General features: G+C 66.7%; 26 protein-coding genes. 23 read left to right on the top strand and 3 right to left on the bottom strand.

Annotated features, from left to right (window positions below):
* Positions 1-20: 20 nt before the first annotated feature.
* The 4 genes from rpoZ to ACP15K_RS09175 are packed head-to-tail and all read left to right on the top strand — an operon-like array spanning position 21 to position 3975.
* The gene (gene rpoZ / locus ACP15K_RS09160) at positions 21-374 is read left to right on the top strand and encodes a DNA-directed RNA polymerase subunit omega (RefSeq protein WP_193141848.1); all 354 of its coding nucleotides are present in this window, start codon (positions 21-23) and stop codon (positions 372-374) included.
* Between the two features lie 37 nt (positions 375-411).
* A complete protein-coding gene (locus ACP15K_RS09165; protein WP_193141926.1) occupies positions 412-2532 on the top strand; it encodes a RelA/SpoT family protein in 2121 nt (706 codons plus the stop codon).
* A 33-nt stretch (positions 2533-2565) separates the two neighbouring features.
* Positions 2566-3174 carry a DUF2062 domain-containing protein gene (locus tag ACP15K_RS09170; RefSeq protein ID WP_319022472.1) on the top strand — a complete coding sequence of 203 codons (609 nt, stop codon included), beginning with the start codon at positions 2566-2568 and terminating at the stop codon, positions 3172-3174.
* Between the two features lie 57 nt (positions 3175-3231).
* The gene (locus ACP15K_RS09175; protein WP_424990342.1) at positions 3232-3975 is read left to right on the top strand and encodes a pyridoxine 5'-phosphate synthase; all 744 of its coding nucleotides are present in this window, start codon (positions 3232-3234) and stop codon (positions 3973-3975) included.
* Between the two features lie 28 nt (positions 3976-4003).
* Here ACP15K_RS09175 and ACP15K_RS09180 read toward each other — a convergent pair whose 3' ends face one another.
* Together ACP15K_RS09180 and ACP15K_RS09185 are read right to left on the bottom strand one after the other, a co-directional pair.
* Positions 4004-4924 carry a tyrosine recombinase XerC gene (locus ACP15K_RS09180; protein ID WP_193141845.1) on the bottom strand — a complete coding sequence of 307 codons (921 nt, stop codon included), beginning with the start codon at positions 4922-4924 and terminating at the stop codon, positions 4004-4006.
* The gene (locus ACP15K_RS09185; protein WP_193141844.1) at positions 4921-5634 is read right to left on the bottom strand and encodes a DUF484 family protein; all 714 of its coding nucleotides are present in this window, start codon (positions 5632-5634) and stop codon (positions 4921-4923) included. The genes ACP15K_RS09180 and ACP15K_RS09185 overlap by 4 nt, the downstream gene beginning before the upstream one ends.
* 153 nt (positions 5635-5787) lie before the next feature.
* Here ACP15K_RS09185 and ACP15K_RS09190 point away from each other — a divergent pair, with 153 nt between their 5' ends.
* The 4 genes from ACP15K_RS09190 to ACP15K_RS09205 all read left to right on the top strand — a co-directional run bounded on the left by ACP15K_RS09190 (position 5788) and on the right by ACP15K_RS09205 (position 10298).
* Positions 5788-7983 (top strand): primosomal protein N', encoded by a 2196-nt coding sequence (locus ACP15K_RS09190; protein ID WP_193141843.1) that lies wholly within the window; start codon positions 5788-5790, stop codon positions 7981-7983.
* Between the two features lie 216 nt (positions 7984-8199).
* On the top strand, positions 8200-8850 hold the full coding sequence (msrA, locus tag ACP15K_RS09195) for a peptide-methionine (S)-S-oxide reductase MsrA (protein WP_424990343.1): 651 nt from the start codon (positions 8200-8202) through the stop codon (positions 8848-8850).
* Entirely contained in the window at positions 8843-9394 is a 552-nt protein-coding gene (locus ACP15K_RS09200) for a sugar O-acetyltransferase (RefSeq protein WP_424990344.1), read from the top strand. Before msrA ends, ACP15K_RS09200 begins: the two co-directional genes overlap by 8 nt.
* 31 nt (positions 9395-9425) lie before the next feature.
* The gene (locus tag ACP15K_RS09205) at positions 9426-10298 is read left to right on the top strand and encodes a 50S ribosomal protein L11 methyltransferase (protein WP_424990345.1); all 873 of its coding nucleotides are present in this window, start codon (positions 9426-9428) and stop codon (positions 10296-10298) included.
* 67 nt (positions 10299-10365) lie between these two features.
* Here the strand turns inward: ACP15K_RS09205 and ACP15K_RS09210 are convergent, their stop codons facing one another.
* The gene (locus ACP15K_RS09210) at positions 10366-10572 is read right to left on the bottom strand and encodes a DUF1127 domain-containing protein (protein WP_193141839.1); all 207 of its coding nucleotides are present in this window, start codon (positions 10570-10572) and stop codon (positions 10366-10368) included.
* Positions 10573-10901: 329 nt separating this feature from the next.
* On the opposite strand from ACP15K_RS09210, the gene ruvC reads away from it, so the two are divergent.
* From ruvC to ftsH, 15 genes are all read left to right on the top strand, one after another.
* On the top strand, positions 10902-11408 hold the full coding sequence (ruvC, locus tag ACP15K_RS09215) for a crossover junction endodeoxyribonuclease RuvC (RefSeq protein ID WP_193141838.1): 507 nt from the start codon (positions 10902-10904) through the stop codon (positions 11406-11408).
* Positions 11405-12073 carry a Holliday junction branch migration protein RuvA gene (gene ruvA, locus ACP15K_RS09220; RefSeq protein ID WP_424990346.1) on the top strand — a complete coding sequence of 223 codons (669 nt, stop codon included), beginning with the start codon at positions 11405-11407 and terminating at the stop codon, positions 12071-12073. Before ruvC ends, ruvA begins: the two co-directional genes overlap by 4 nt.
* 4 nt (positions 12074-12077) lie before the next feature.
* A complete protein-coding gene (ruvB, locus tag ACP15K_RS09225) occupies positions 12078-13106 on the top strand; it encodes a Holliday junction branch migration DNA helicase RuvB (RefSeq protein WP_424990347.1) in 1029 nt (342 codons plus the stop codon).
* A 106-nt stretch (positions 13107-13212) separates the two neighbouring features.
* On the top strand, positions 13213-13839 hold the full coding sequence (locus tag ACP15K_RS09230) for a hypothetical protein (RefSeq protein WP_193141835.1): 627 nt from the start codon (positions 13213-13215) through the stop codon (positions 13837-13839).
* Complete coding sequence (locus ACP15K_RS09235) at positions 13836-15422, top strand: hypothetical protein (RefSeq protein ID WP_424990348.1); 1587 nt, start codon at positions 13836-13838, stop codon at positions 15420-15422. Before ACP15K_RS09230 ends, ACP15K_RS09235 begins: the two co-directional genes overlap by 4 nt.
* A gap of 66 nt (positions 15423-15488) precedes the next feature.
* Positions 15489-16463, top strand: coding sequence for a cation transporter (locus tag ACP15K_RS09240; RefSeq protein ID WP_424990349.1), 975 nt, complete (start codon positions 15489-15491; stop codon positions 16461-16463).
* Positions 16460-16870: a tol-pal system-associated acyl-CoA thioesterase gene (gene ybgC, locus ACP15K_RS09245; RefSeq protein WP_424990350.1), complete on the top strand. Its 411-nt coding sequence runs from the start codon at positions 16460-16462 to the stop codon at positions 16868-16870. The genes ACP15K_RS09240 and ybgC overlap by 4 nt, the downstream gene beginning before the upstream one ends.
* Before the next feature lie 87 nt (positions 16871-16957).
* On the top strand, positions 16958-17626 hold the full coding sequence (tolQ, locus tag ACP15K_RS09250) for a protein TolQ (RefSeq protein ID WP_193141832.1): 669 nt from the start codon (positions 16958-16960) through the stop codon (positions 17624-17626).
* Positions 17627-17628: 2 nt separating this feature from the next.
* A complete protein-coding gene (gene tolR, locus ACP15K_RS09255) occupies positions 17629-18117 on the top strand; it encodes a protein TolR (RefSeq protein WP_193141831.1) in 489 nt (162 codons plus the stop codon).
* Between the two features lie 5 nt (positions 18118-18122).
* Positions 18123-19127, top strand: coding sequence for a hypothetical protein (locus ACP15K_RS09260; protein ID WP_424990351.1), 1005 nt, complete (start codon positions 18123-18125; stop codon positions 19125-19127).
* Positions 19124-20458 carry a Tol-Pal system beta propeller repeat protein TolB gene (tolB, locus tag ACP15K_RS09265; protein WP_424990352.1) on the top strand — a complete coding sequence of 445 codons (1335 nt, stop codon included), beginning with the start codon at positions 19124-19126 and terminating at the stop codon, positions 20456-20458. Before ACP15K_RS09260 ends, tolB begins: the two co-directional genes overlap by 4 nt.
* 76 nt (positions 20459-20534) lie before the next feature.
* Positions 20535-21023, top strand: a complete 489-nt coding sequence (gene pal, locus ACP15K_RS09270) for a peptidoglycan-associated lipoprotein Pal (RefSeq protein ID WP_424990353.1) — start codon at positions 20535-20537, stop codon at positions 21021-21023.
* Positions 21020-21832, top strand: a complete 813-nt coding sequence (locus tag ACP15K_RS09275) for a tetratricopeptide repeat protein (protein WP_193141827.1) — start codon at positions 21020-21022, stop codon at positions 21830-21832. The genes pal and ACP15K_RS09275 overlap by 4 nt, the downstream gene beginning before the upstream one ends.
* Positions 21829-23094: a tRNA lysidine(34) synthetase TilS gene (gene tilS, locus ACP15K_RS09280; RefSeq protein WP_193141826.1), complete on the top strand. Its 1266-nt coding sequence runs from the start codon at positions 21829-21831 to the stop codon at positions 23092-23094. The genes ACP15K_RS09275 and tilS overlap by 4 nt, the downstream gene beginning before the upstream one ends.
* Positions 23095-23164: 70 nt before the next feature.
* Positions 23165-25084: an ATP-dependent zinc metalloprotease FtsH gene (ftsH, locus tag ACP15K_RS09285; RefSeq protein WP_193141825.1), complete on the top strand. Its 1920-nt coding sequence runs from the start codon at positions 23165-23167 to the stop codon at positions 25082-25084.
* Positions 25085-25277: the final 193 nt, after the last annotated feature.

Here is a 25277-nt window from a genome sequence, read left to right on the forward strand (position 1 = left end):
ATGCCCCCGAGGAGATTCCGATGGCTCGCGTCACTGTCGAAGACTGCGTTGACAAAGTTCCCAACCGGTTCGAACTGGTCATGCTCGCCGCGCATCGCGCCCGCGAAATCGCCAGCGGCGCACCGCTGACCGTCGATCGGGACAACGACAAGAACCCGGTGGTCAGCCTGCGCGAAATCGCCGAGGAAACCCAGAATACCGACGATCTGCGCGAGCGGATGATCGAAAGCCATCAGACCCAGATCGAGGTCGATGAGCCGGAAGACGATCAGATGTCGCTGCTGATGGGGGTCGAAGCCGACAAACCCGCAGAAGAAGACATGTCGGAAGAAAAGCTTCTGCGCGCGCTGATGCAGGCGCAGGAAAACGGCTGACACTTACAACAGGACACCGCGCGTCGTGCAGGAAAGTCTGATCCCGGTCGACGATCTTGTCGCGCGTGTCAAGGAATACAATCCGCGGACGGATGAAGCCAAGCTGCGTCTGGCCTATGATTATGCGCGCAAGGTGCATGAAGGGCAGTTCCGCCGCTCGGGCGAACCCTATATCGTGCACCCGGTCGCCGTCGCCGACATGCTGGCGCGTCAGCATCTGGACGACAGCACCATCATCACCGCCATCCTGCACGACACGGTCGAGGATACCGAGGCCACCCACGGCGACATCACCCGTCTGTTCGGGGCCGAGGTTGCCGAGCTGGTCGATGGCGTCACCAAGCTGACCAACCTGCAGCTCAGTTCCACCGAGACCAAGCAGGCCGAAAACTTCCGCAAGCTGTTCATGGCGACGTCCAAGGATCTGCGCGTGGTGCTGGTCAAGATGTTCGACCGCCTGCACAACATGCGCACCATCAAGTCGCTGCCGCCGGAAAAGCAGGCGCGCAAAGCCCGCGAGACCATGGACATCTATGCGCCGCTGGCCGGCCGCATGGGAATGCAGGGGATGCGGGACGAGCTTGAGGATCTGGCCTTCCAGGTGCTCAACCCCGAACAGCGGACCGCCATCATCCGCCGCTTTCTGAAGCTGCGCGAGAAAGCCGGCAATGTCATCGAGAAGATCTACGAGGACATGGTTGCCGAACTGACCGAATACGGCATCGAGGCCGAGGTCATCGGCCGCGCCAAGAAGCCCTATTCGATCTGGCGCAAGATGGAGCAGAAGGAAATCGGCTTCTCGCGCCTGTCCGACATCTATGGCTTCCGCGTGATCACCAGCAACGAGATGGATTGCTACCGCGTGCTGGGCGCGATCCACCATCGCTGGCGCGCGGTGCCGACCCGGTTCAAGGACTATATCAGCCAGCCCAAGCAGAACGGCTATCGCAGTCTGCACACCACGGTGCTGGGCCGCGACGGCAAGCGGGTCGAGGTGCAGATCCGCACCCGCGCGATGCACGATGTGGCCGAGGCCGGGGTCGCGGCCCATTGGGCCTACAAGGATGGCCAGCGCGCCGAGAACCCCTTTGCCGTCGATCCGCAGTCGTGGATCGCGCAACTGGCCGAACATTTCGAAGCCTCCGCCGACGATGACGAGTTCTTCGAGGCGGTGAAGCTTGAGATGTACCCCGACAAGGTGTTCTGCTTCACGCCCAAGGGCGATGTGGTGAAACTGCCGCGCGGGGCGACGCCGCTGGATTTCGCCTTTGCCATCCACACCCGCATCGGTTCGGCCTGTGTCGGTGCCAAGGTCGATGGCCAGCGGGTGCCGCTGTGGACCCAGTTGCGCAACGGCCAGTCGATCGAGATCATCACCGCCGAGGGCCAGAGCCCGCAAGCCACCTGGATCGACATCGCCGTCACCGGCAAGGCCAAATCCGCCATCCGCCGGGCGCTGCGCGCCGAGAACCGGTCGCGCTTTGTCAAGCTGGGCCGCGAACTGGCCCGCGTGGCCTTCGAACAGGTCGACAAGCGGGTTACCGAAAAGGCCCTGACCACCGCCGCGCAGCGGCTGGGACTGGGGCGCGATAGCGAAGAGCTTCTGGCGCGTCTGGGCAGCGGCGAGATCGTCGCCCGCCGCGTCGTCGAAATCCTCTATCCCGAGTTGAGCGAATATCGCGGCGACGAGATCGAGACCCGGCGCGCGGTCATCGGTCTCAGCCCGGACCAGAACTGGGATCGCGGCCCCTGCTGCCAACCGGTGCCCGGCGAACGCATCGTCGGCATCACGCGGCCGGGCCGGGGCGTCGTCGTCCATGCCATCGACTGCCCCTGTCTGGTGGAATTCGAGGACGAGATGGATCGCTGGATCGACCTGCGCTGGCACAGCGGCCCCCATGCGGCGGTACACCCGTCGGCCTTCGACGTCACGCTCAGCAATGATGCCGGGGTTCTGGGACGGATCTGCACCTTGATCGGCGAACAGAAAGCCAACATCTCGAATCTCGTTTTCGTAGACCGAAAGCCGGACTACTATCGGATGCGGATGGAGGTGGAACTCAGCGATACCGAACATCTGCACAGGGTCATGACCGCGCTGGAGGCAGAAAGCAACGTCGCGGCCATCACCCGGTATCGCGCAGGGATCGATGCGTGACCATCTGAGACGATTGGGGAGAGCCGTCTGTTGGTGTTCAAACGGCGGAACAAGCGAAGCATCTGGCGAATAGCCCAGGATTCGGTCTATCCCCGCGGGGGGTGGAGCCGGGCCATCAGCTATATCTCGCACCGCCTGCGCCGTCTTCCCGATCCGCCCGCCCGCATTGCCCGTGGCATTGCCGCCGGGGTCTTCGTCACCTTCACACCGTTCTTCGGCCTGCACATGTTCATCGCCGCCCTGCTGGCCTTTCTGCTGCGCGCCAATGTTCTGGCGGCGTTGCTGTCCACCTTCGTGGGCAACCCGCTGACCTTTCCACTGATCGCCGCCCTGTCGATCGAGACCGGAGAATTGCTCTTCGGGTCCGAATCCCGCGTGCCGCTGCCGCAGGTGCTGAAGACCTTCTCGCGCGCCTTTTCCGAACTGTGGACCAACCTGCGCCTTCTGGTCAGCGGGGGCGAACCGCATTGGGACCGGCTGATGCTGTTCTTCGAAGGTGTGTTCCTGCCCTATCTTGTGGGCGGGCTGATCCCCGGTCTGGTCGCAGCTCTGCTGGCCTATTTTCTGTCCCGCCCGGTGATCGCGGCTTATCAAAAACGCCGCGCCCGTCGCGTCTATGGCGTGCCGCGCCGGCAACTCTAGTCTTTCAGGCGCGGCTGATTTCCCTCAAAAGGGAACTCGACACAGAGGGAGGATCCCATGTCCCGGACCCCATTGCGCCTTGGCGTGAACATCGACCATGTGGCCACCGTGCGGAACGCGCGCGGCAGTGCCTATCCCGATCCGCTGCGGGCAGCACTTCTGGCGGAAGCGGCGGGCGCGGATGGCATCACCGCGCATCTGCGCGAGGATCGCCGCCATATTTCGGACGCCGACATTGCGGCGCTGGCCGATCGCCTGACCGTGCCGCTGAACTTCGAGATGGCCGCGACCGATGAAATGCAGGCCATCGCGCTGCGCCACAAGCCGCACGCGGTCTGCATCGTGCCCGAGAAGCGCGAAGAACGCACCACCGAGGGCGGGCTGGATGTGCGGCGCGAAGAGGCGCGGCTGGCCGCGTATATCGCGCCGCTGCGCGCTGCAGGCAGCCGGGTGTCGATCTTCATTGCCGCCGACGCCGCCCAGATCGAGGCCGCGCAGCGCATCGGCGCCGAAGTCATCGAACTGCACACCGGAGCCTATTGCGATTTTCACGCCGAAGGCCGGATTGCCGAACGCGACGCGGAACTGGCCCGCCTGACCGAGATGGCGACCTATGCCAAGGCGCAGGGGCTGGAGGTTCACGCCGGCCACGGGCTGACCTATGACACCGTGCAGCCCATCGCGGCGCTGCCCGAGGTGATGGAGCTCAACATCGGTCATTTCCTGATCGGAGAGGCCATCTTCCTGGGGCTGGAGCCGGCCATTCGCGAGATGCGCCGCCTGATGGACGCGGCGCGCTGACGTCCCGCAGTCCGGCGGTGGCGTCAGGTCAGGCGCGCGGGTGTGACTTTCGATAGACATCCATCAAGCGCGCCGCGTTGACCGCGGTATATGCCTCGGTGGTGTTCAACGAGGCATGGCCAAGCAATTCCTGGATGGTGCGCAGATCGCCGCCCTTGTTCAGCAGGTGGGTCGCGAAGGAATGGCGCAGCGCGTGCGGGGTCGCGGTGCTGGGCAGGCCCAGTTGCTGCCGCGCCGCGCGCACAGCTTTCTGGATGATCCCGGCAGACAGCGCGCCGCCGCGCACCCCACGGAACAGCGGTGCGTCGGGGGGCAGATCATGGGGGCAGAGCCGACGGTAGTGCTCCACCGCCTGACGCGCCACCGGCAGGACCGGCACCTGCCGTTCCTTGCGGCCCTTGCCGACGACGCGCAGCATCTCGGGCAGGGGGGCATCGCGGCCGGTCAGCGACAGGGCCTCGGAAATGCGCAGCCCGCAGCCGTACAGCAACGTCACCACCGCCACGTCACGGGCCGCCGCCCAGTCCTGCGGAGCCTGCAATTCCACCTGCGAGATCAGCGATTTGGCCGCATCCTCGACCAGCGGTCGCGGCAGTTTGCGGCGGTGCCGGGGGGATCGGGTGGACAGCACGTTGGACGGGTCGAACCCGTCCCGCTCCGCCCACCAGCCAAAGAAGCTTTTGACCGCTGACAGGGCGCGGGCCAGCGACCGGGCCGACAGGCCACGGGCGCGTTCATGGGCCATCCAGGCCCGCATGGCGGTCAGATCGGTGCCGCGCAGGGTGGCGGGACTGGCGGGCGCGCCGTGATAGCTGCCCATGAAGGCGGCAAATCCCAGCAGATCGCCCTGGTAGGCGGTGATCGTGGCCGGCGAGGCATCATCCAGCGCGCGCAGGCTGTCCAGCCATGTCGCGATGAGATCCGAAACGCCGGGGCTGATCAGGCTCACCCCAGCCAGCCCCGGACCAGACGCCCGCAGATCCGCGCAAACAGTTCCAGAAGGTCGGTGGCCTGTCCGGGTGCGAAATGTTCGGGCTCCTGCGCGCCCAGCACCAGCAGGCCGGGCACCCGGTCGGGACCGAGATCCAGCCAGACCAGCGCTTCGGAGCGGATGTCGGCGGCAGCCGTGCCATAGACCGACACCGCGCCTTGCGTCACCTGCCGCAGGATCACCGGGCGGTTGCGCATCCGGCGGCCCTCGGTGACGAAACTGTCCAGATAGCCCGGCGGCAGCAGGCTGAGCGTGCCGGTCAGCGGGTTGAGATCACTGTCAGGGGTGCGATCCTCGCTTTCCAGCGCCAGCCGCACCGCGCGCAGGCGCAGGGTTTCGGCGACGGTGGTGTCCAGCGTGCCGAGGAAGGCATCGAAGTCCAGCGGCTCGATCATGGCAAGGATGGCGCGATGCACCTGTGCCGTGGTGGCCACATTGTCATAGGCGGCGGTGATCACCGACTGATGGGTCTGTTCCAGCCGCGCCAGCCGGTCTTCCAGTCGCGAGATGGTCATGCCGCGCATGTCCACCACGTTGCCGCCACGGGCCTGATCCTCGGCCCGCAGCAACGCCTGCAGGATATGGGGATCGTTCAGGACGCGTTCGGGATCGGCCACGATAAGGTCGCGCAGCGCCGTTTCGGCGCTGGCCAGGGTGTCGGTGCTCATATGTCTGCCTCGTCTTGTTTTGCAGCAAGGTAGCACATCCCCAAATCCCCTGTCCCGCCTTTTCCCGGCATTCCGTCGGGCCTTGGTCCCTGGCGGGGGCCGCCGCGCCAATGTGGGCTTTCCGCGCCGCACGGGCGGGGCTAAGGAAAGGGCATGACGCGGCAAGACATCTTTCCCCCCGGCGCGCTGGTTTCGGTGCTGACGACCCAGCCGCTGGACCGGTTTCTGGACTACAAGGCGCCCGAGGGCGGCTGTAGCGTGGGCGATTTCGTCGAGGTGCCGCTGGGCCCGCGTCGGGTTCTGGGCGTGGTCTGGGGGCCGGGGCAGGGCGGCTATGATCTGGCAAAGGTGCGCCCGATCTTCGGTCGGCTGGACGTGGCGCCGATGACCGAGGACATGCAGACCTTCCTGACCCGCGCCGGCGACTATACCCTGACACCGATGCACGCGATGCTGTCGCTGGCCACCCGCGCGCCGGGGCTGGGGCATGCCGAAAGCCGCCGCAAGGTCTATCGGCTTGGCCATGGCGAACCGGACCGGATGACAGATGCCCGCGCGCGGGTGCTGGATGCGATGGAGGATTTCGGCGGGGCCGCCCTGACCCAGAGCGAGATTGCACAGGCCGCCGGCGTCAGCGGCTCGGTCATCAAGGGGCTGGTGAAACAAGGGGTTCTGGAAGAAACCGAAACCCCGCGCGACCTGCCCTATCCGGTGCTGGATCCCACCCGCCCCGGCAAGCCGCTGACCGGGGATCAGGCCGATGCCGCAGCAAAGCTGTCGGTCGGGCTGGCCGAGGCCGAATACGGTACGACGCTGCTGCAAGGGGTCACCGGCTCGGGCAAGACCGAGGTCTATCTGGAAGCCGTCGCCGCCTGTCTGAAAGCCGGGCGGCAGGCACTGGTGCTGCTGCCCGAGATTGCGCTGACCGCCGAATTCCTGACCCGCGTCGAGGACCGTTTCGGCGCCAGGCCCGCCGAATGGCATTCCGGCATCACCCAGACCGAGCGGCGACGCTGCTGGAAGATGGTCGGGCAGGGCGGCGCGCAACTGGTGGTGGGGGCGCGCTCGGCCCTGTTCCTGCCGTTCCGTGATCTGGGGCTGATCGTGGTCGATGAGGAACATGACACGTCTTACAAGCAAGAGGACGGCGCGATCTATTCGGCCCGTGACATGGCGGTGCTGCGGGCGGCGATCTGCGGGGCGCGCGTGGTGCTGGCCTCGGCCACGCCGTCGCTGGAAAGCTGGGTCAATGCCGAGACCGGCAAATACGACAAGCTGGTGCTGACGGCGCGCTACGGCGCCGCCGTGCTGCCCGAGATGGCGGCGATCGACATGCGGGCCGAGGATCTGGCGCCCTCCACATGGCTGTCGCCCAGCCTGCGGCAGGCGGTGCAGGCGCGGCTGGCGGCGGGGGAACAGGCGCTGCTGTTCCTGAACCGGCGCGGCTATGCCCCGGTGACCCTGTGCCGGGCCTGCGGCCAGCAGATCGGCTGCGAGCATTGCGACGCGCGCATGGTGGAACACCGCTTCCAGAAACGGCTGATCTGCCATCAATGCGGTGAAAGCCGTCCGCTGCCCGACGCCTGCCCGTCGTGCAATGTCGAGGGCAAGCTGGCGGCGGTGGGTCCGGGGGTCGAGCGGGTGGCCGAAGAGGCCATCGCGGCCTTTCCCGACGCCCGCGTCGCGGTGTTGTCGTCGGATCTGTATGGCTCGGCGCGGGCGCTGAAGGAACAGATCGGCGCCATCGCGGCGGGGGAGGCCGACGTCATCATCGGCACCCAGCTGGTGGCCAAGGGGCACAACTTTCCGCTGCTGACGCTGGTCGGGGTGATCGACGCCGACCTTGGCCTTCAGGGCTCGGACCTGCGCGCGGCGGAGCGGACGTTCCAGTTGATCCGGCAGGTGGCGGGCCGGGCCGGGCGGGCAGACCGGCCGGGGCAGGCGCTGTTGCAGACCTTCCAGCCCGAGCACCCGGTCATCAAGGCGATCCTGTCGGGCGCGGATGAGCCGTTCTGGCGGGCCGAGGCGGCGGAACGACAGGCCCTGTCCATGCCGCCGTTCGGGCGCATGGCGGGGATCGTGATCTCGGGCCCCGACCTGGCGCAGGTGTTCGACCTGGGCAACGCGCTGGCGCGGCAGAACGGGCCGCTGGCGGCCATCGGGGCGGAACTGTATGGGCCGGCGCCCGCGCCCATTGCCCGGATCCGGGGGCGGCACCGGGTGCGGCTGCTGGTCAAGGCGGCGCGCAGCGCGCCCTTGCAGGCGGCGGTGGCGCAATGGGCCGGACAGTTTCCGTTGAAGGGTGATCTGAGGCTGCGCATCGATATCGATCCGCAGAGCTTTCTGTGAGGGCAGGACGCCTCCGGCGGGGAGTATTTTCGCCAAGAAGAAGGCACGGAAGCGCCCGACGCGGGGGGCGGCCATGCGTTTGACCATCGTCCCCCTGTCCGAGGCGCATCTGTTGCCACGTTGGCGGCGGAGCGAGCACACGTCCCTGTGACCGGCGCCTGCTTGGCGGCGGGGGGCGGGCACCCTATTCTTACGGCTGATCCAAGGGAGGTCGCGATGATGAACCTGTTCCGCAAGAAGTCCGAGATGGTCAGCGCCGAGGCGGCATTGCCGGGGCGCGAGACGCCGATCCCCACCGCGCAGACCCATTTCCTGTCCGGCATTCCGCTGAAGTCGCCGGTGCCCGAGGGCATGGCCGAGGCGATGTTTGGCATGGGCTGTTTCTGGGGCGTCGAGCGTCTGTTCTGGCAGGCTGACGGCGTCTGGCTGACCATGGTCGGTTATGCGGGCGGCCACACGCCGAACCCGACCTACCAGGAAGTTTGCAGCGGCCAGACCGGCCACAACGAGGTGGTGCGGCTGATCTTTGATCCCGCCGTGATCAGCTATGAGGCGCTGCTTCAGGTGTTCTGGGAAGGCCACGATCCGACCCAGGGCATGCGGCAGGGCAATGACATGGGCACCCAGTATCGCTCGGGCATCTACACTTATGGCGCGGCCCAGCAAGCGGCGGCGGTGGCCAGTCGCGAAGCCGTGGCACCGCGGTTTGCCCAGGCCGGGTACGGGGCCGTGACCACCGAGATCCTGACCGCGCCCGTGTTCTATTATGCCGAGGACTATCACCAGCAATACCTGGCCAAGAACCCCGGTGGCTATTGCGGGCTGGGCGGCACCGGGGTTGCCTGCCCGATTGGCACGGGTGTCTGACGTCACGCCGTTGGCGCGGGTCGCCGATGGCACCTGGTACAATGCGCTTGGCGAGGCCTTCGAGGCCCTGCGCCAGGAGGCGCGCCGGGCCTGCCACCAGCACGCCACCCTGGCGCCGGATGAACGCGGCGCCATGGCCCCTTGGTTGCGCGCGCTGTTCGCCGAGGTTGGTAAGAGGGTCTTCATCGAAGCCCCGTTTCATTGCTCGTACGGGCGCAACATCCATTTGGCCGATCGGGTCTACATGAACGCGGGCTGCACCATTCTGGACAGCGCGCCGGTGCGCATCGGCACAGGCACCATGTTGGGACCGGGGGTGCAGATCTACTGTGCCGAGCATCACCCCGATCCGACCTGCCGCCGCGAGGGGATCGAACGGGCCTTTCCCGTCACGCTGGGAGAAGATGTCTGGATCTGTGGCGGCGTGACCCTGCTGCCCGGTGTCACCGTGGGCGACGGTGCCGTCGTCGGTGCGGGCGCGGTCGTCACGCGCGATGTGGCGCCCGGCCAGCGGGTTGCAGGGGTACCGGCCCGCCCGCTATAGCCCCTCTGACCCCAACGCACCGGAGCGCCCCATGATCACCTATTCCGCCCTGACCACCCTGAAGGGCCGCGATGCCGCCCAGGCTCTGGGAGAGATGCTGGAAGACATCGACCCCATTCCCACTGGCGTCGGCGTGTTCGAAATGGAAGACGGCTCGGGCTTGTGGGAGGTCGGCGCCTATTTCCTGGAGGCCCCCGACGATGTGGCGCTGGCGCTGGCGGCCGCCGCCTTCGGGGCCCGGCCCTTCACCGTGTCGGAAGTGCCGGAAACCGACTGGGTGGCCAAGGTGAAGCGCGAGTTGGCACCGGTCGAGGCCGGGCGCTTTTTCGTGCACGGTTCGCATGATGCCGACAAGTTGCCCGAAGGCCGGATCGGCCTGTTGATCGAGGCCGCCATGGCCTTCGGCACCGGCCATCACGGCACCACGCTGGGCTGCCTCAAGGCGCTGGATCGCCTGCTGGAACAAGGTGTGACCTGCCAGAAGGTCGCCGATGTCGGCTGTGGCACCGCCGTTCTTGGCATGGCCGCGGCCCGGGTCTGGCCGATCACGGTGCTGGCTTCGGACATCGACGAAGTGGCGGTCGAGGTGGCGGCGGCGAACGTGGTGTCCAACGGGCTGGAAGGCCGGGTGATCTGCGTCGAGGCCGCCGGGTTCGATCATCCCGATCTGGCGGCAGAGGCACCCTTCGATCTGGTCTTTGCCAATATCCTGATGGGCCCGCTTCTGGCGCTTGCGCCGGACATGGGCGGCGCCGTGGCGCCGGGTGGCCATGCGATCCTGTCGGGCATCCTGAACGCGCAGGCCGATGCGGTGATCGAGGCCTATGAGGACGCAGGCTTTGCCCTGACCCAGCGCGACATCGAGTGCGATTGGACCACCCTGACACTGCAACGCGCGGCGTAAGACAAAGAAAAAGGCCGCGAGGAGTTATCCCGCGGCCTGTCTCCGGCAATCAGTGTGGTGCAGCCGGTCACACATGGACGGTGTTCCGCGCGACCTTCTCGATATCGGCATAGGTCAGGCCCACATCGGCCAGTTCACGGTCCGTCAGTTGCATAAGGGCATTGCGGGTCTGGCGGGCTTGATTCCAGGCGTGGAAACGGGTCACCAGGTGTGTCGGCAGGGAAAAGATCGAACCGGAAACTTGCGGCAGGGCGTGTGCTTGTACGTAGGCCATGACAGACCATCCTTCTAGAGTTTTCAGAGTGGTGAGGTATTCATCGTTCTCGAGTCGCCAGATAGGAAAACTTGCGCACCCCGGCAACCGGCGCTTTGTGCATGCCCGTCATGCAGAAAAGGCAGGGCTGTTTCTGGCGCTAAGAGCATTGAAAACTGGCCCTAAATCCAGGTCTGGAAATGTCGTTTTCAGACCCGGTTTCCCGCCGGGATGTCGGTTTCAGACTGCGCCGGAAAGGTAACGTCGCGTCGAAGCCTGCGGGCAATCCGTTTTACAGATGTTCTTGTTTCGTGCTATGCGTGCCAAAATAACAACGAGCGGGCAGGCAGATGCGCATTCTGGGGATCGATCCGGGGCTGAGGCGACTCGGCTGGGGCGTCATCGACGTAGAGGGCACCAGGATTCGCCACGCGGCCAACGGCACGCTGGTTTCGGGCAAGGGCAGTCTGGCTGAACGCCTGTTGCGCCTGCACATCGATTTGACGGACATCCTGCTGCGCTATGCACCAACCCATGCGGCGGTCGAACAGACCTTCGTGAACCGCGATCCGGTGGGCACGCTGAAGCTGGGGCAGGCGCGGGGGATCGCGCTGCTGGTGCCGGCACAGGCGGGGCTGCCGATCGGCGAATACGCCCCCAACGCGGTGAAAAAGGCGGTGGTCGGGGTGGGGCACGCCCACAAGGACCAGATCGGCGCGATGATCCGCCTGCATTTTCCCGGCGTCGAACCCGAAGGCCCCGATGCCGCCGATGCGCTGGCCATCGCGCTGTGTCACGCCCATCACCTGCAATCGGCAGGCCGGCTCGAGGCCGCGCTGCGCAAGGCCTCCGCATGATCGGGCGGCTGTCGGGGCAACTGGCCTATCGCGGCAACGATCACGTGATGATCGACGTCGGCGGGGTGGGCTACCTGGTCTATTGTTCGGATCGCACGCTGGCGACGCTGCCCGCACGGGGGGCCTTCGTGTCGCTCTACACCGATCTTCTGGTGCGCGAGGATCTGCTGCAGCTTTTCGGCTTTGAAAGCCTGGTGGAAAAGGAATGGTACCGCTTGCTGCTGACGGTGCAGGGAGTGGGTGCCAAGGCGGCGCTGGCGATCCTCGGCACTCTGGGGCCTGACGGGGTCAGCCGGGCCATCGCGCTTGGGGATGCGGCGGCGGTCAAGGCCGCCCCCGGCGTTGGCCCGAAGATCGCGCAACGGGTGGTGAACGAGTTGAAGGACAAGGCCCCTTCGGTGATGGCGATGAGCGGCGCCGGCGCCCAGCCCGCCACCACGCCCTCCACGGCAGACACGGCAGTGCTAGAAACCCCCGCGCCCGCAGCCCCCGCGCCGTCCATCGACGCTTCCGCCCAGGCCGACGCACTCTCGGCGCTGAACAACCTCGGCTATGGCCCGTCCGAAGCCGCCTCCGCCGTGGCCCAGGCCAGTGGCGAGGCGCCCGATGCCGATACCACCGCCCTGATCCGCGCCGCCCTGCGCCTGCTGGCCCCGAAGGAGTGATCGCGTGACCCAGGCCCCGGACCCCACCCTGCGCCCAGACCCCCAACCCGAAGACGCCGACCGCGCCCTGCGCCCGCAATCGCTGGACGAATTCACCGGCCAGGCCGAGGCGCGCGCCAACCTGCATGTCTTCATCCAGTCCGCTCGCCAGCGCGGCGAGGCGATGGATCACACCCTGTTCTACGGCCCGCCCGGTCTTGGAAAAACCACGCTGGCCCAGATCATCGCCCGTGAACTGGGGGTGAATTTCCGTATGACCTCCGGCCCGGTGCTGGCCAAGGCCGGCGATCTCGCCGCGATCCTGACCAACCTCGAAAGCCGCGATGTCCTGTTCATCGACGAGATCCACCGTCTGAATCCGGCAGTGGAAGAGGTGCTCTACCCGGCGCTGGAAGACTTCGAACTGGATCTGGTGATCGGCGAAGGCCCCGCCGCCCGCACCGTCCGGATCGAACTTCAGCCCTTCACCCTGGTCGGCGCCACCACCCGGCTCGGCTTGCTCACCACGCCCCTGCGCGACCGCTTCGGCATCCCGACGCGGCTGCAATTCTACACCGAGGACGAGCTGCACCAGATCGTCACACGCGGCGCCCGCCTGATGGGCATCCCCTCGGACCCCGAAGGCGCGCGCGAGATCGCTCGCCGCGCCCGTGGCACCCCGCGCATCGCCGGACGGCTGCTGCGCCGGGTGGTGGATTTCGCGCTGGTCGAAGGCGACGGCCGCCTCAGCCGGGCCATCGCCGACCTCGCCCTGACCCGCCTCGGGGTCGATCACCTGGGGCTCGACGGCGCCGACCGCCGCTACCTGACCCTGATCGCCGAGCACTATGGCGGCGGCCCTGTGGGCATCGAAACCATGGCTGCGGCGCTGTCCGAAAGCCGCGATGCGCTGGAAGAGGTGATCGAGCCCTACCTGCTGCAACAAGGCCTGATCCAGCGCACGCCGCGTGGCCGCATGCTGGCCCGCCGGGCCTGGCAGCATCTGGGCCTGCAAGCCCCACGCGACCCCGATCAGGGCCTGCTGGAAATCTGACGCGCGCCCCGCGTCTCTTCTTCTTGACGGAAATACTCCCGCCGGAGGCACGAAATCCAAGATCACCCCGCTTGCCAGACCGCGCCCGCCTTCGCATAACGCGGCCATGACACCGCAAGCCCTGACCGCCCTGTTCACCCGTTCCGACGACAGTTTTGCCTTCGCCCGCTGGGGCCGCCCCATCGCGCCGGTGATCTTCGGCGTGACCGAAGAGACCCTGCCGGTGCTGAAAGGCGCGCTGGAGGCCGTGGTTGCCCTGGCCGATCACAGGCTGGCCGAGACCGATCCCGAGCTTGGCGCCAACCTGATGTTCTTCTTCTTCCGCGACTGGGAAGAACTGGTCGAGACGCCCAACCTCGACAAGATGATCCCCGACCTCGGCCCGCTGGTCGATAGGCTGCAAAAGACCGGCGCCAACCAGTACCGCATCTTCCGCTTCGACACGGACGGCGCGATCAAGGCGTGCTTCGTCTTCCTGCGCATGGATGCGGAGCTTTCGGCGGTGCCGGCGGAGACCCTGGCGCTCAGCCAGGTGGTGCAATCGATGCTGCTGTGGTCCGACACCGCGTTCCGGCAAATGTCGCCGCTGGCGGTGGTGCCCGACACCGGCCACACCATCCTGCGCCCCGAGATCGGCGCCCTGCTGCGCGCCGCCTATGACCCGGTGCTGCCTGCCACAGCCCAGGACCCCAGCCACGCCCTGCGCCTGTTCGCCCGGATGCAGACCCGGTGAAACGGACACTGGCGGAATTCGGAGACCTGTGGCCCGCAGAACAGAAACTGCGGGACGAGGTGCACACCGGGCATGTGGTGATCATCTCGGACAAGCTGCCGCCCGAGGATGCCCCGCATGCCCTGCGCATCCGCGCCAGTTTCATTGCCTATCTTGCCCTGGGGGGCTGTAAAAAATGTCGGCTCAGTCCCCGCGGGTTGTGGATTTCCGGGGCCTTCATCGACGGGGATGACCCAACGCCCGAGGCCGAAACTGCGGGGCTGGATCTGACAGGCTGCAACTTGCAGGGTGATTTGTTGCTGCATCACTGCCGGTTCCCCGACCCTGTGATTGCAAGGGATGCAACGCTCCCCAATCTGGGGTTGAGCGGCAGCCATTTGGCACAAGGATTGCGCGCCGATCGTCTCGAGATCAAAGGCGGCATCTTTTTGCAGGACGTGACCAGCACAGGCGAGATGACCATTTTGGGGGCAACGCTGGGCGGGCAATTGATTTGTACCGGCGGGCAATTTTCGGCGGGAAACAGTGGGAACGCTCTTATCGCAGCTGGGCTGGAGGCTAAAGGCGGCGTCTTTCTTCGAGACGTGACAATTAAAGGTCTGTTGTGCTTTGACAGAGCCACGCTGGGCGGGGATTTTGACTGCACCGGCGGGAAATTCACCACGGGAAAAAACAAGGCAGCCTTGATGGTACAGGGGGTGGAAGCCAAGGGCGGCTTTATCCTGCGGGGCGATGGGATGGTTGCCGAGAGCCTTGTTCTGACGAATGCGCGTGTCTCTGCGATTGTGGATGATCTGCATTGCTGGCCGGAAGCGGGCAATCTGGATTTGGACGGGTTTCGCTATGATGCGATCTACTCTACGTCGCTCTCGGCCAAGGACCGTCTGGAGTGGTTGCGCCGCCAGAACCGGGCAGGGAAACCCTTTAAACCCCAACCCTATGAACAGCTGGCCAAAGTGCTGCGCGACATGGGCCACCGGGACGATGCGCGCCTTGTTCTGATCGAGAAAGAGCGGTTGCAGCGCGCAGATCGGCGCCAGCGGTTGCAAATGGCCAATCTGTTTGAAGATGCCTTCGCGGCGCACTGCTGGGACTGGGTTCTGCGCTACACGGTGGCCTATGGGCAGCGGCCTTTACAGGCGTTTTTGTGTCTGGCGCTGTTCTGGGGTCTGGGCCTTTGGGTGTTCGGCGCGGCGTTCAACGCGCAGGCGCTGAAGCCCAATGACGCGGTATCTCTGCGCTCGCCGGACTGGGTGCTGTGCGCAACGCAGGCGGATCAGCAGGTGATGCTTCCCGGCGGCCGCGACCCGGTCGACGGGCGGGCCGGGCCGGGGCAATCGCAATTCGATTGCTTTGCCTCGAAACAGGCGGCCCTTGGCTATCCCACGTTCAACCCGTGGATCTATTCCGCCGACATGCTGCTGCCGGTGGTGGACCTTGAGATGCAGGGCTACTGGATCCCTGATGAGCGCCTGCCCATCGGGGCGCTGGCACGGGCCTATCTCTGGCTCCACATCATCGCGGGCTGGGGTTTGTCGCTGTTGGCGGTGGCCGGGTTCTCGGGGCTGATCAAGTCCGATTGAGCGGTCGCAGATTGCCAGCCCGGCCCGCGCCCCGTAGCCTGCGCTGAATTTTGGGGAGCACACACCATGCAGGCAGAAACCGCCGCCTTCCGGCTGGAACAGCGCGCCTTGCGGGTTGGCAAATGGGCCAATCTCGGCATGGCCATCGCGGGCGTGTTGGCGGCGTGGTTGTCGAACTCGCAGGCGCTGCTGGTGGACGGACTGTTCTCGATGGTCGGGTTCCTGTCGGCCATCGTCGCGATCCGGATCAGCGGCAACACGCGACGCGGGGCGGATGACACCCGGCCCATGGGCTACGCGGTGGACGAATCCATCTACCAGACCTTCCGCTCGCTCCTGCTGCTGGGGCTGGTGATGTTCGGCATCACCAGTGCGGGCATGAACATCGCCCGCTACGCCGCCGGGGCCGAGATGCCGCCGCTGCATTTCGACGTGATCGTCGTCTATTTCGTGGGGATCTGCGCCACCTGCCTGGGACTGGCGGGGATCAACTACTTCGCCTGGATCCGCAGCGGACGCATCAGCGACATACTGCGGCTGGAGATGCTGGCGGCACGCTATGACGGGTTCATCACGCTGGCCGCCGGGGCCGGGCTGTCGCTGGGGCCGTATCTGTCCACAACGCCGCTGGCCTGGGTGGCGCCGATCATGGATTCGCTGGTGGTCATCTTCCTGTGCGGCATCTCGATCAGCCTGTACTGGCGCGAATTCCGTGGCGGGTTGTCCGAACTGGCGGGCGTCACCGCCGCGCCGGATGTTCTGGCCACCGCCGAAACCGCGATCATCCCGGCGCTGGAGTCGCTGGGCCTGTCCATCTGTGAGATATCCCTGATCAAGCAGGGTCGGCGATTCCAGATGATCCTGTATGTGCGGCCCGCCCGGCCGGTCACGGGCCGGCGGGTTGACGCGGCCACCCATGCTGTCAAAAAGGCCCTGTACCCGGTGCTGGGGCGCGTTGATTGCGTTCTGGTGCCCACCGAAGCGGGCCGCGACCTGTCGCTGGCCCAGTTCCGTCCCGACCCGACCGAGGCCTCCGCGTGACCCAGACCGCCGACCAGATCCAGATCCGCGTCTACTATGAAGACACCGACCTTGCGGGCATCGTCTATTACGCCAACTACCTGAAATTCATCGAACGCGGGCGAACCGAGTTCCTGCGCGCACGGGGTGTCGATCAGGGGGCCTACAAGGCGCAGACCGGCGTCGTCTTCGCCGCCCGGCGGGTCGAGGCCGACTATCTGGCCCCGGCCGTCTTCGACGATCTGCTGACCGTGGAAACCCACCTTTCGGCTATCAAGGGCGCGCGCATCTTCATGACCCAGGCCGTGCTGCGCGACGGCGAGACGTTGTTCCAGGCGCAGGTCACCCTTGCGGCGATGACCGAGGACGGCAGGCCCACCCGTGTTCCGGCGGATCTTTGCGCGCGCCTTGACCGGGTGCTTGAATAACGCGCTTGTCATAGCCAAGTCTGCCCGGTTCGAGTAGACTGGCGCAACCCGACCGGCCGCAGAGCCGCGCGAATACAGGCAGAATTCATGGACCCGATCGACTTCACGCTCTGGGCGCTGTTCGCCCGCGCCACCCTGACGGTGAAACTTGTCATGCTGCTGCTGCTGGCCGCCTCGGTCTACAGCTGGGCGATCATCATACAGAAGCATCTTGCGTTCCGCAGCGCCAAGCGCGCCGCGAAGAAATTCGACCGCGCCTTCTGGTCGGGAGAGCCGCTGGACGGGCTTTATTCCGACGTCGCCGACAAGCCGCGCAACGCCCCCGAGCGGATCTTCGTGGCCGGCATGACCGAATGGCAGCGCAGCTACAAGACCGACGGCGCGATGATCCCCGGCGCCTCGATGCGCATCGACCGCAACATGGATGTGGCCATCGCGCGGGAGGCCGAGCGTTTGAACGCGGGCCTGCCGTTTCTGGCCACCGTGGGCTCGACCGCGCCCTTCATCGGGCTGTTCGGCACGGTCTGGGGCATCATGCACAGTTTCGAACAGATCGCGGTCAGCCAGTCCACCAATCTTGCGGTGGTGGCGCCGGGCATCTCCGAGGCGCTGCTGGCCACCGGCATCGGCCTGTTGGCGGCGATCCCGGCGGTGATCTTCTACAACAAGCTGACGTCGGAAAGCGCGCGGCTGGTGGGCGGCTACGAGGTGTTCGCCGATGAATTCGCCACGCTTCTGTCGCGCGAGAGTGCCTGAGCATGGGCGCCCAGCTTCTTGACGATGGCGGCCCCAGCGCCCGCAAGGGCCGGCGCCGCCGGGCGCGCTCTGCCGCGCCGATTTCCGAAATCAACGTCACGCCCTTCGTCGATGTCATGCTGGTGCTGCTGATCATCTTCATGGTGGCCGCGCCGCTGATGACCGTTGGCGTCCCGATCAAACTGCCTGAGACAGCGGCAACCCCGTTGCCGGCGCAGGACGAAGAACCGCTGACCATCACCATCGCCAGCGATGGCCGCCTGATGATCCAGACCACCGAGACCCCGGCCGACCAGCTGATCCCCAAGCTGCGTGCCATCGCCGCCGAACGCAGCGATGACCAGATCTACCTGCGCGCCGATGGCGGTATCGACTATGGCGTGGTCATGCAGGTCATGGGGGCGTTGAACGCTGCCGGTTTCGGCAAGATCGGGCTGGTGACGGATCCCGGCGGGCCCTTGCTGGACGGCACCTCTCCGGACGCCCAGTAGGGCCGATGCAGACCGGTCTCAAACTCTCGCTGGGCGGGCATGGGGCGCTGATCCTCGTGGCGCTGGTGGGCTGGCCCTTTGCCGGGCAGACCCCGCCCGAACCGCTGGGCGCGGTGGACGTGACCCTGATCGATGCCGCGGCCCTCAGCCCCGGCGCGCTGGTGGACACCCCGGCGCCGATCGAGGCCGCCACGCCCCCCGAGGTCGCCGCGGCGCCTGCCGCCGACGCGCTGCCCGAAACGCCCGCGCCCACCGATCCCGCGCCGGAGCCCGAGCCGCTGCCCGAGGCCGAACCATTGCCCGAACTGCCTGCACCGCCGCCGGTGGATCGCGTCGCCCCTGTGCCGCAGCCGCAACTGCCTGAGGATCTGCCGGAAGCACCCGAGCGGCAGGAGGCGGTGGAAGCCGTGCCCGACCCCGCGCCCGAGGCTGTGGAGGCCGAGGAGCAGGAGGCAACCGCCCCCCAGGCCGCCGCCCCCGAGATCGTAACCGAGGCCACGGAGACCGCGCTGGCGCCGGTTACCGTTCAGGTGCCGCGCCGCCGTCCGCCGCAGCCGGACCCGCAGCCCGATCCCGCGCCCGCCGACCCCGCCCCCGAACAGCCCGCTGCCCAAGACCCCGTCGCTGCAGCCCTGGCCGAGGCGCTGGCCGCGCCGGAAACCGAGGCCGAGACCGCCACGGCCCCCGCCGCCTCCGGCCCACCGCTGACGCAGGGCGAGCGGGAAGGACTGCGCGTGGCCGTGGGCCAATGCTGGAATTTTTCCTCGCTGGGCACCGATGCGGCCAAGGTCACGGTGGTGGTCGCGATGGAGATGGGGCTTGACGGACGCCCCTCGAACCTGCGGATGGTGTCGTACGAGGGGGGCGGGGAAACGGCGGCCCAGCAAGCCTATGAGACCGCGCGCCGCGCGATCCTGCGCTGCCAGCCGTTCGAACTGCCGCCCGAGAAGTATGACCAGTGGCAAACCATCGAGATGACCTTCAACCCCGAAAGGATGCGCCGCAAATGACCCGGACCCGTGTTCTGGCCGTTCTGGCCTCCACCCTTCTGACCCTGTTCTCCGCTCCGCTCCACGCCCAGACCGGGCAAGGGCCGCTCAGGATCGAGATCACCGAAGGCGTGATCGAACCCCTGCCCATCGCCATCGCCCCCTTTGTGGTCGAGGGCAACGCCGCGCCGCAACTGGCGCGCGACATCACCGCCGTGGTGGCCTCGGATCTGGAGGGCAGCGGGCTGTTCCGGCCGATTTCCGAAACCGCCTTCATTTCGCAGGTCACCAATTTCAACGCGCCGGTGCAATACGCCGACTGGAAGGCGATCAACGCGCAGGGTCTGGTCGTCGGCGCAGTGACGGTGCAGGGCGACCGGATCACCGTGAAGTTCCGCCTGTTCGACACGTTTTCCGAGGCGCCCCTGGGCGAGGGGCTGCAATTCACCGGCACCGCCAATGCCTGGCGGCGGTTGGGCCACAAGGTCGCCGATCAGGTCTATTCGCGGATTACCGGCGAGGGCGGCTATTTCGACAGCCGCGTGGTCTTCGTGTCCGAGACCGGTCCCAAGAACGCCCGCCAGAAGCGGCTGGCGGTGATGGATTACGACGGCGAGAACCAGGGCTTTTTGACCGACAGCCAGACGCTGGTGCTGGCACCGCGGATCTCGGCGGATGGCTCGGAAGTGCTCTATACATCTTACGCCACGGGGTTTCCGCAGGTGACGCGGCTGGACACGCGGACGCTGGAAAGCCGCCCGCTGGAAGGCCAGCCCGAGGGCATGACCTTCTCGCCGCGCTATGCACCGGACGGCAAAAGCGTGCTGTTCTCGATGGCCGTCGGCGGCAACACCGATATCTTTTCGCTGCCCCTGAGCGGTGGCGAGAGAAAACGCCTGACCACCGCCCCGTCGATCGAGACCGCGCCCAGCTATTCCCCGGACGGGTCGCAGATCGTCTTTGAATCCGACCGTTCCGGCAGCCCGCAACTGTACGTCATGCCGGCGGGCGGTGGGGAGCCGCGGCGGATTTCCTTCGGGCAGGGCCGCTATGGCACGCCGGTGTGGTCGCCGCGCGGCGATCTGATCGCCTTCACCAAGCAGAACCGGGGCCGGTTCCACATCGGCGTGATGCGGGTGGACGGCTCCGAGGAACGGCTGCTGACGGCCTCGTTCCTGGACGAAGGCCCGACCTGGGCACCCAATGGCCGCGTGGTGATGTTCACCCGCGAGACCGCCGGTGCAGGGGGCGAGCCGTCGCTCTATTCCGTAGATATCACCGGGCGCAACCTGCGGCGGGTCAAGACCCCCGGCGCGGCCTCGGACCCGGCCTGGTCGCCGCTTATTGAATAACCTGCGCATTTGCATCCGCACCGCGCGCTGCTAGCCTGCCCGCCAAATGTCACCGCTTGATTTCAGGATCTGTCCCATGACCCGATTTGCCCGACTGCTTCCCCTTTGCGCACTGGTGGCGCTGGCCGCCTGTTCCGATCCGTTTGGCGGCTCGGGCACGGGGCAGAACGCCGCGCCGGGCAGCACCGCCGACCCAAGCTCGGTGGCCTATTTCCAGCAGACCGTGGGTGACCGCGTGCTGTTTCCGGTCGATCAGGCGGTGCTGACCGACGGCGCCCGTGCCACGGTGAACCAGCAGGCCAAATGGCTGACTGCCAACGGGGCCTATACCGCCGTGGTCGAAGGCCACGCCGATGAACAGGGCACGCGGGAATACAACCTGGCCCTGGGCGCCCGCCGCGCCACCGCCGTGCGTGACCAGCTGGTCGAGGCCGGGGTTGCACCGGGCCGCATTCGGACCCTGACCTATGGCAAGGAACGCCCGCTGGAGGTCTGTTCGGAAGAGGCCTGCTATGAGAAAAACCGCCGCGCCGTCACGGTGCTGACCGCCGGGGGCACCTCATGATCCGCGCCTTCGCGCTGGCCCTGATCCTCTGGCCCGGCGTGCTGCTGGCCCAGGATCGGGCGGCAACGCTGGCCGACATCCGCCAGCATCTGACCGTGCTGAAGGTCGAGATCGACAGCCTGCAGCGCGAATTGTCCACCACCGGCACCGCCATGGGCGGCAGCGGGCTGGGGCAGGGGCCGCTGGCCCGGCTGGACGCGATCGAGGCCGAGTTGCAGCGCCTGACCGCCCAGAGCGAGGAAATGGTGCATCGCATCGACCGCATCGTGCAGGACGGCACCAACCGCATCGGCGATCTGGAGTTTCGCCTGACCGAGTTGGAAGGCGGCGATCTGGGCGCCGTGGGCCAGACCCCGCCGCTGGGCGGCGAACTGCCCCTGCCCAACGATCCGGTGCCGCCGCCCGCCGAAGTCGAACTGGCGGTGGGCGAGCAGGCCGATTTCGACGCCGCGCTGAAGCTGGCCAAGGAGGGCACCCCCGCCGATGCCTATGAAGCGCTGAACCGTTTCGTGGACACCTATCCGCGCAGCCCGCTGGCCGCCGAAGCGCAACTGTTCCGGGGCGATGCGCTGGCGGCCCTTGGCAATCCCACGCAGGCGGGGCGCGCCTATCTGGAAAGCTACACGCTGGCCGAGTTGGAAAACCCCGGCCTTGCCGCCGAGGCGCTGTTCAAGCTGGGCGATACGCTGGCCGGGCTGGGCCAAACGCCTGAGGCCTGCATCACCCTGGGCCAGGTCGTGGCCGGGTTTCCGGGCACCACGGCGGCCACACAGGCCGAAACGCGGTTGAGCGGCCTGAGCTGCTCGTGACACCAGCGGCGCGGCTGGCGGCGGCGCTGGCGGCGCTGCCGCAGGGCGCGCCGCAACGGATCGGCGTGGCGGTCTCGGGCGGCGGCGATTCCATGGCGCTGCTGCATCTGCTGGCCGACTGGGCGCGCGGGCATCCCTGCGACCTTGCTGTGGTCACCGTGGATCACGGGTTGCGCCCCGAAGCCGCCGAAGAGGCCGCACTGGTGCAGCAGACCGCCCGCAATTTGAGCCTTCCCCATGACATCCTGCGCTGGACCGACGCAGACGGCGACAGCGGCAATCTGGCGGCGCGCGCCCGCACCGCGCGGCTGGACCTGATCGCCGGCTGGGCCCGGCAGCGCGGCATCCCGCAGGTGGCGCTGGCCCACACCCGCGACGATCAGGCGGAAACCGTGCTGTTGCGGCTGGCGCGCGGCTCGGGCGTTGACGGGCTGTCGGCGATGGCGCCAAGCCGTCCCGATGCGGCGCGGGGTGTCACATGGCTGCGCCCGCTGTTGCAGGTCCGGCGGGACGAATTGCGGGATGAACTGACCCGGCGCGATCAGCCCTGGGCGGAAGATCCCAGCAATGCCGATCGTCGCTTCGACCGGGTGCGGGCGCGGGCGCTGCTGGCCGATCCGCCGCTGCCGGGGCTGGAGGTCGATCGGCTGGCCGAAACCGCCACCCGTATGGCCGCTGCCCGCGCGGTTCTGGCGGATCTGGCCGTCACGGCGGCCGAACGGCTGGCCGGATCTGAGGCCGGGGTGCTGCATCTTGACGCCGCCGGACTGGCGGGGTTGCCCGACGAGACCCGCTGGCGGCTGCTCTCCGGGGCGCTGTGCACCCTGGCTGGCACCGCCTACCGCCCCCGCCTGTCGGCCCTGCAACAGGCCGAGGCACAGGCGACCGCGGGCAGGGTTGCGACGCTGCACGGCTGCCTTCTGGTGCCGGCGCGCGGGCGTCTGTGGATCACCCGCGAACCCGCCGCCCTGGCCCCCGAACCGCTGCCGGTCGGCCTGTGGGATGGCCGCTGGAAGATCGAAGGGGCTTTCGACCCGGAGATCACCGTCGCGCCACTGGGCGAACCCGGCCTTGCGCGCTTCCCGCAATGGCGCGAAATGGGGCTTCCCTTCGCCGTGGCGCAGGCGCTTCCGGGCCTGTGGTGGGACGGCGATCTGCTGGCCGCGCCGGCGGTTCCGGGGGCCCGGACAGGGGCGCCTCAATGGCGCGCTACGGCCCAATCAAGGGTCTCTGCGTTCGCTGCAGTGCTGAAACCTGATTGAACTGGCGCGTGGGTTCCTTATCTTAAGGGGAAGACTTGCGGCCATTGCCGCATCCACAAAGGAGATCCCCTTGGGAAACGCTCGTAATATCGCCTTCTGGGTGGTGCTGTTCCTGCTGATTCTTGCGCTGTTCAACCTGTTCTCGGGTGGCCAGTCGACGATGTCGTCGCGGTCGATCAGCTATTCCGACTTCGTGCAGGCCGTCGAAAACAAAGAGGTCAGCTCTGTCACCCTGGATGGCGAGAAGGTTCTGTTCCGCGGCAACGACGGGCAGGACTACGTCACGATCGTGCCCCAGGGCAGCCAGGTCGCAGACATGCTGATCGTCAACGAAGTGGCCGTCAGCGCGCGCCCGCAGGAACAGTCGGGCTTTACCACCCTGCTGATGACGTTCCTGCCATTCCTGCTGCTGATCGGCGTCTGGATCTATTTCATGAACCGGATGCAGGGCGGCGGACGCGGCGGGGCCATGGGCTTTGGCAAATCCAAGGCGAAGCTTCTGACCGAAAAGCACGGACGCGTCACCTTCGACGATGTGGCGGGCATCGACGAGGCCAAGGAAGAACTGGAAGAAATCGTCGAATTCCTGCGCAATCCGCAGAAATTTTCCCGTCTGGGCGGCAAAATTCCGAAAGGCGCCCTTCTGGTCGGCCCTCCGGGCACCGGTAAGACGCTGCTGGCGCGGGCCATCGCAGGCGAAGCGGGCGTGCCCTTCTTCACCATTTCGGGCTCGGATTTCGTGGAAATGTTCGTCGGTGTCGGCGCGTCGCGTGTGCGTGACATGTTCGAACAGGCCAAGAAAAACGCCCCCTGCATCGTCTTCATCGACGAGATCGACGCCGTGGGCCGGTCCCGTGGCGTGGGCTATGGCGGCGGCAACGACGAGCGGGAACAGACCCTGAACCAGCTGCTGGTCGAGATGGACGGCTTTGAAGCCAACGAGGGCATCATCATCGTCGCGGCCACCAACCGGCCTGACGTTCTGGACCCGGCGCTGCTGCGCCCCGGCCGCTTCGACCGCCAGGTGCAGGTGCCCAATCCCGACATCAAGGGCCGTGAGAAGATCCTGGGCGTTCACGCCCGCAAGGTACCGCTGGGCCCCGACGTGGATCTGCGCATCATCGCGCGCGGCACGCCGGGCTTCTCGGGCGCCGATCTGGCGAACCTTGTAAACGAATCAGCCCTGATGGCGGCGCGCATCGGACGGCGTTTCGTGACCATGGAAGATTTCGAAAGCGCCAAGGACAAGGTGATGATGGGGGCCGAGCGCCGATCCATGGTCATGAGCGAGGATGAAAAGAAGCTGACCGCCTATCACGAAGCTGGGCACGCGGTGGTGGGGCTTCATGTTCCGCAGCATGATCCGATCCACAAGGCGACGATCATTCCGCGCGGCCGGGCATTGGGTCTGGTCATGTCGCTGCCGGAACGGGACCAGTTGAGCGTCACCTACACCAAGTACAAGTCCAAGATCGCCATGGCGATGGGCGGCAAGGTGGCCGAGGAACTGATCTTCGGGAAGGAAAACGTGACCTCGGGCGCGGCTTCGGACATTCAGCAGGTGTCGCGTATTGCGCGGGCCATGGTCACGCAGTTCGGCTTTTCGGACGACCTGGGCAACATCGACTATGCCAACGAACAGGAAAGCTTCCTGGGCCCCTATCAGGGCCAGTCGAACGTGTCGCCGGAAACCCAGCGGCGGATCGACGAGGAAGTGCGCAAGCTGGTGGACGAAGGCTATGAGGAGGCCAAGCGCATCCTGACCGAACATGCCGAAGAGCATCATCGTCTGGCCGAAGCGCTGCTGGAATACGAAACCCTCACCGGGTCCGAGATCACCAAGGCGATGGCGGGCGAGCCGCTGAACCGGGGCGAGGATGACGACGACACGCCGTCCGGCAATGCGCCGTCGATCACCGCCATTCCCAAGACCAAGCCGCGCAACAAGCCCGGCGGCGAGAACGGGATGGAGCCTGAACCCTCCAGCTGATCGACGCCGGATCCCGAAGTTCGACCCCTCGCTGCCCTGCCGGTCCGCGGGGGGTCTTTTTTTGCGCCGGCGCCGGGCGTGGCGGGCAATTCTGGCGCATCCCAATTTCGCCATGTCGGAAATGTACTTCCGTGCTGGATGCCAGTGGCTCTATGGTTGGACGCAAGGGCGCGCATGCGCCGGAGTGATCAGG

Source organism: Fluviibacterium sp. S390 (assembly GCF_049800695.1).
GTDB lineage: Bacteria > Pseudomonadota > Alphaproteobacteria > Rhodobacterales > Rhodobacteraceae > Meridianimarinicoccus.

What these genes read in the sequence shown, in the direction of transcription:
- ACP15K_RS09230 (WP_193141835.1), top strand. Translation starts at nt 13,213, where the DNA reads ATGACACCGCAAGCCCTGACCGCCCTGTTCACCCGTTCCGACGACAGT.
- ACP15K_RS09205 (WP_424990345.1), top strand. Translation starts at nt 9,426, where the DNA reads ATGATCACCTATTCCGCCCTGACCACCCTGAAGGGCCGCGATGCCGCC.
- ACP15K_RS09275 (WP_193141827.1), top strand. Translation starts at nt 21,020, where the DNA reads ATGATCCGCGCCTTCGCGCTGGCCCTGATCCTCTGGCCCGGCGTGCTG.
- ACP15K_RS09190 (WP_193141843.1), top strand. Translation starts at nt 5,788, where the DNA reads ATGACGCGGCAAGACATCTTTCCCCCCGGCGCGCTGGTTTCGGTGCTG.
- ruvA (WP_424990346.1), top strand. Translation starts at nt 11,405, where the DNA reads ATGATCGGGCGGCTGTCGGGGCAACTGGCCTATCGCGGCAACGATCAC.
- ACP15K_RS09240 (WP_424990349.1), top strand. Translation starts at nt 15,489, where the DNA reads ATGCAGGCAGAAACCGCCGCCTTCCGGCTGGAACAGCGCGCCTTGCGG.
- ruvC (WP_193141838.1), top strand. Translation starts at nt 10,902, where the DNA reads ATGCGCATTCTGGGGATCGATCCGGGGCTGAGGCGACTCGGCTGGGGC.
- ACP15K_RS09260 (WP_424990351.1), top strand. Translation starts at nt 18,123, where the DNA reads ATGCAGACCGGTCTCAAACTCTCGCTGGGCGGGCATGGGGCGCTGATC.
- ACP15K_RS09175 (WP_424990342.1), top strand. Translation starts at nt 3,232, where the DNA reads ATGTCCCGGACCCCATTGCGCCTTGGCGTGAACATCGACCATGTGGCC.
- tolB (WP_424990352.1), top strand. Translation starts at nt 19,124, where the DNA reads ATGACCCGGACCCGTGTTCTGGCCGTTCTGGCCTCCACCCTTCTGACC.
- ACP15K_RS09210 (WP_193141839.1), bottom strand. Translation starts at nt 10,572, where the DNA reads ATGGCCTACGTACAAGCACACGCCCTGCCGCAAGTTTCCGGTTCGATC.
- rpoZ (WP_193141848.1), top strand. Translation starts at nt 21, where the DNA reads ATGGCTCGCGTCACTGTCGAAGACTGCGTTGACAAAGTTCCCAACCGG.
- ACP15K_RS09185 (WP_193141844.1), bottom strand. Translation starts at nt 5,634, where the DNA reads ATGAGCACCGACACCCTGGCCAGCGCCGAAACGGCGCTGCGCGACCTT.
- tolQ (WP_193141832.1), top strand. Translation starts at nt 16,958, where the DNA reads ATGGACCCGATCGACTTCACGCTCTGGGCGCTGTTCGCCCGCGCCACC.
- pal (WP_424990353.1), top strand. Translation starts at nt 20,535, where the DNA reads ATGACCCGATTTGCCCGACTGCTTCCCCTTTGCGCACTGGTGGCGCTG.
- tolR (WP_193141831.1), top strand. Translation starts at nt 17,629, where the DNA reads ATGGGCGCCCAGCTTCTTGACGATGGCGGCCCCAGCGCCCGCAAGGGC.
- msrA (WP_424990343.1), top strand. Translation starts at nt 8,200, where the DNA reads ATGATGAACCTGTTCCGCAAGAAGTCCGAGATGGTCAGCGCCGAGGCG.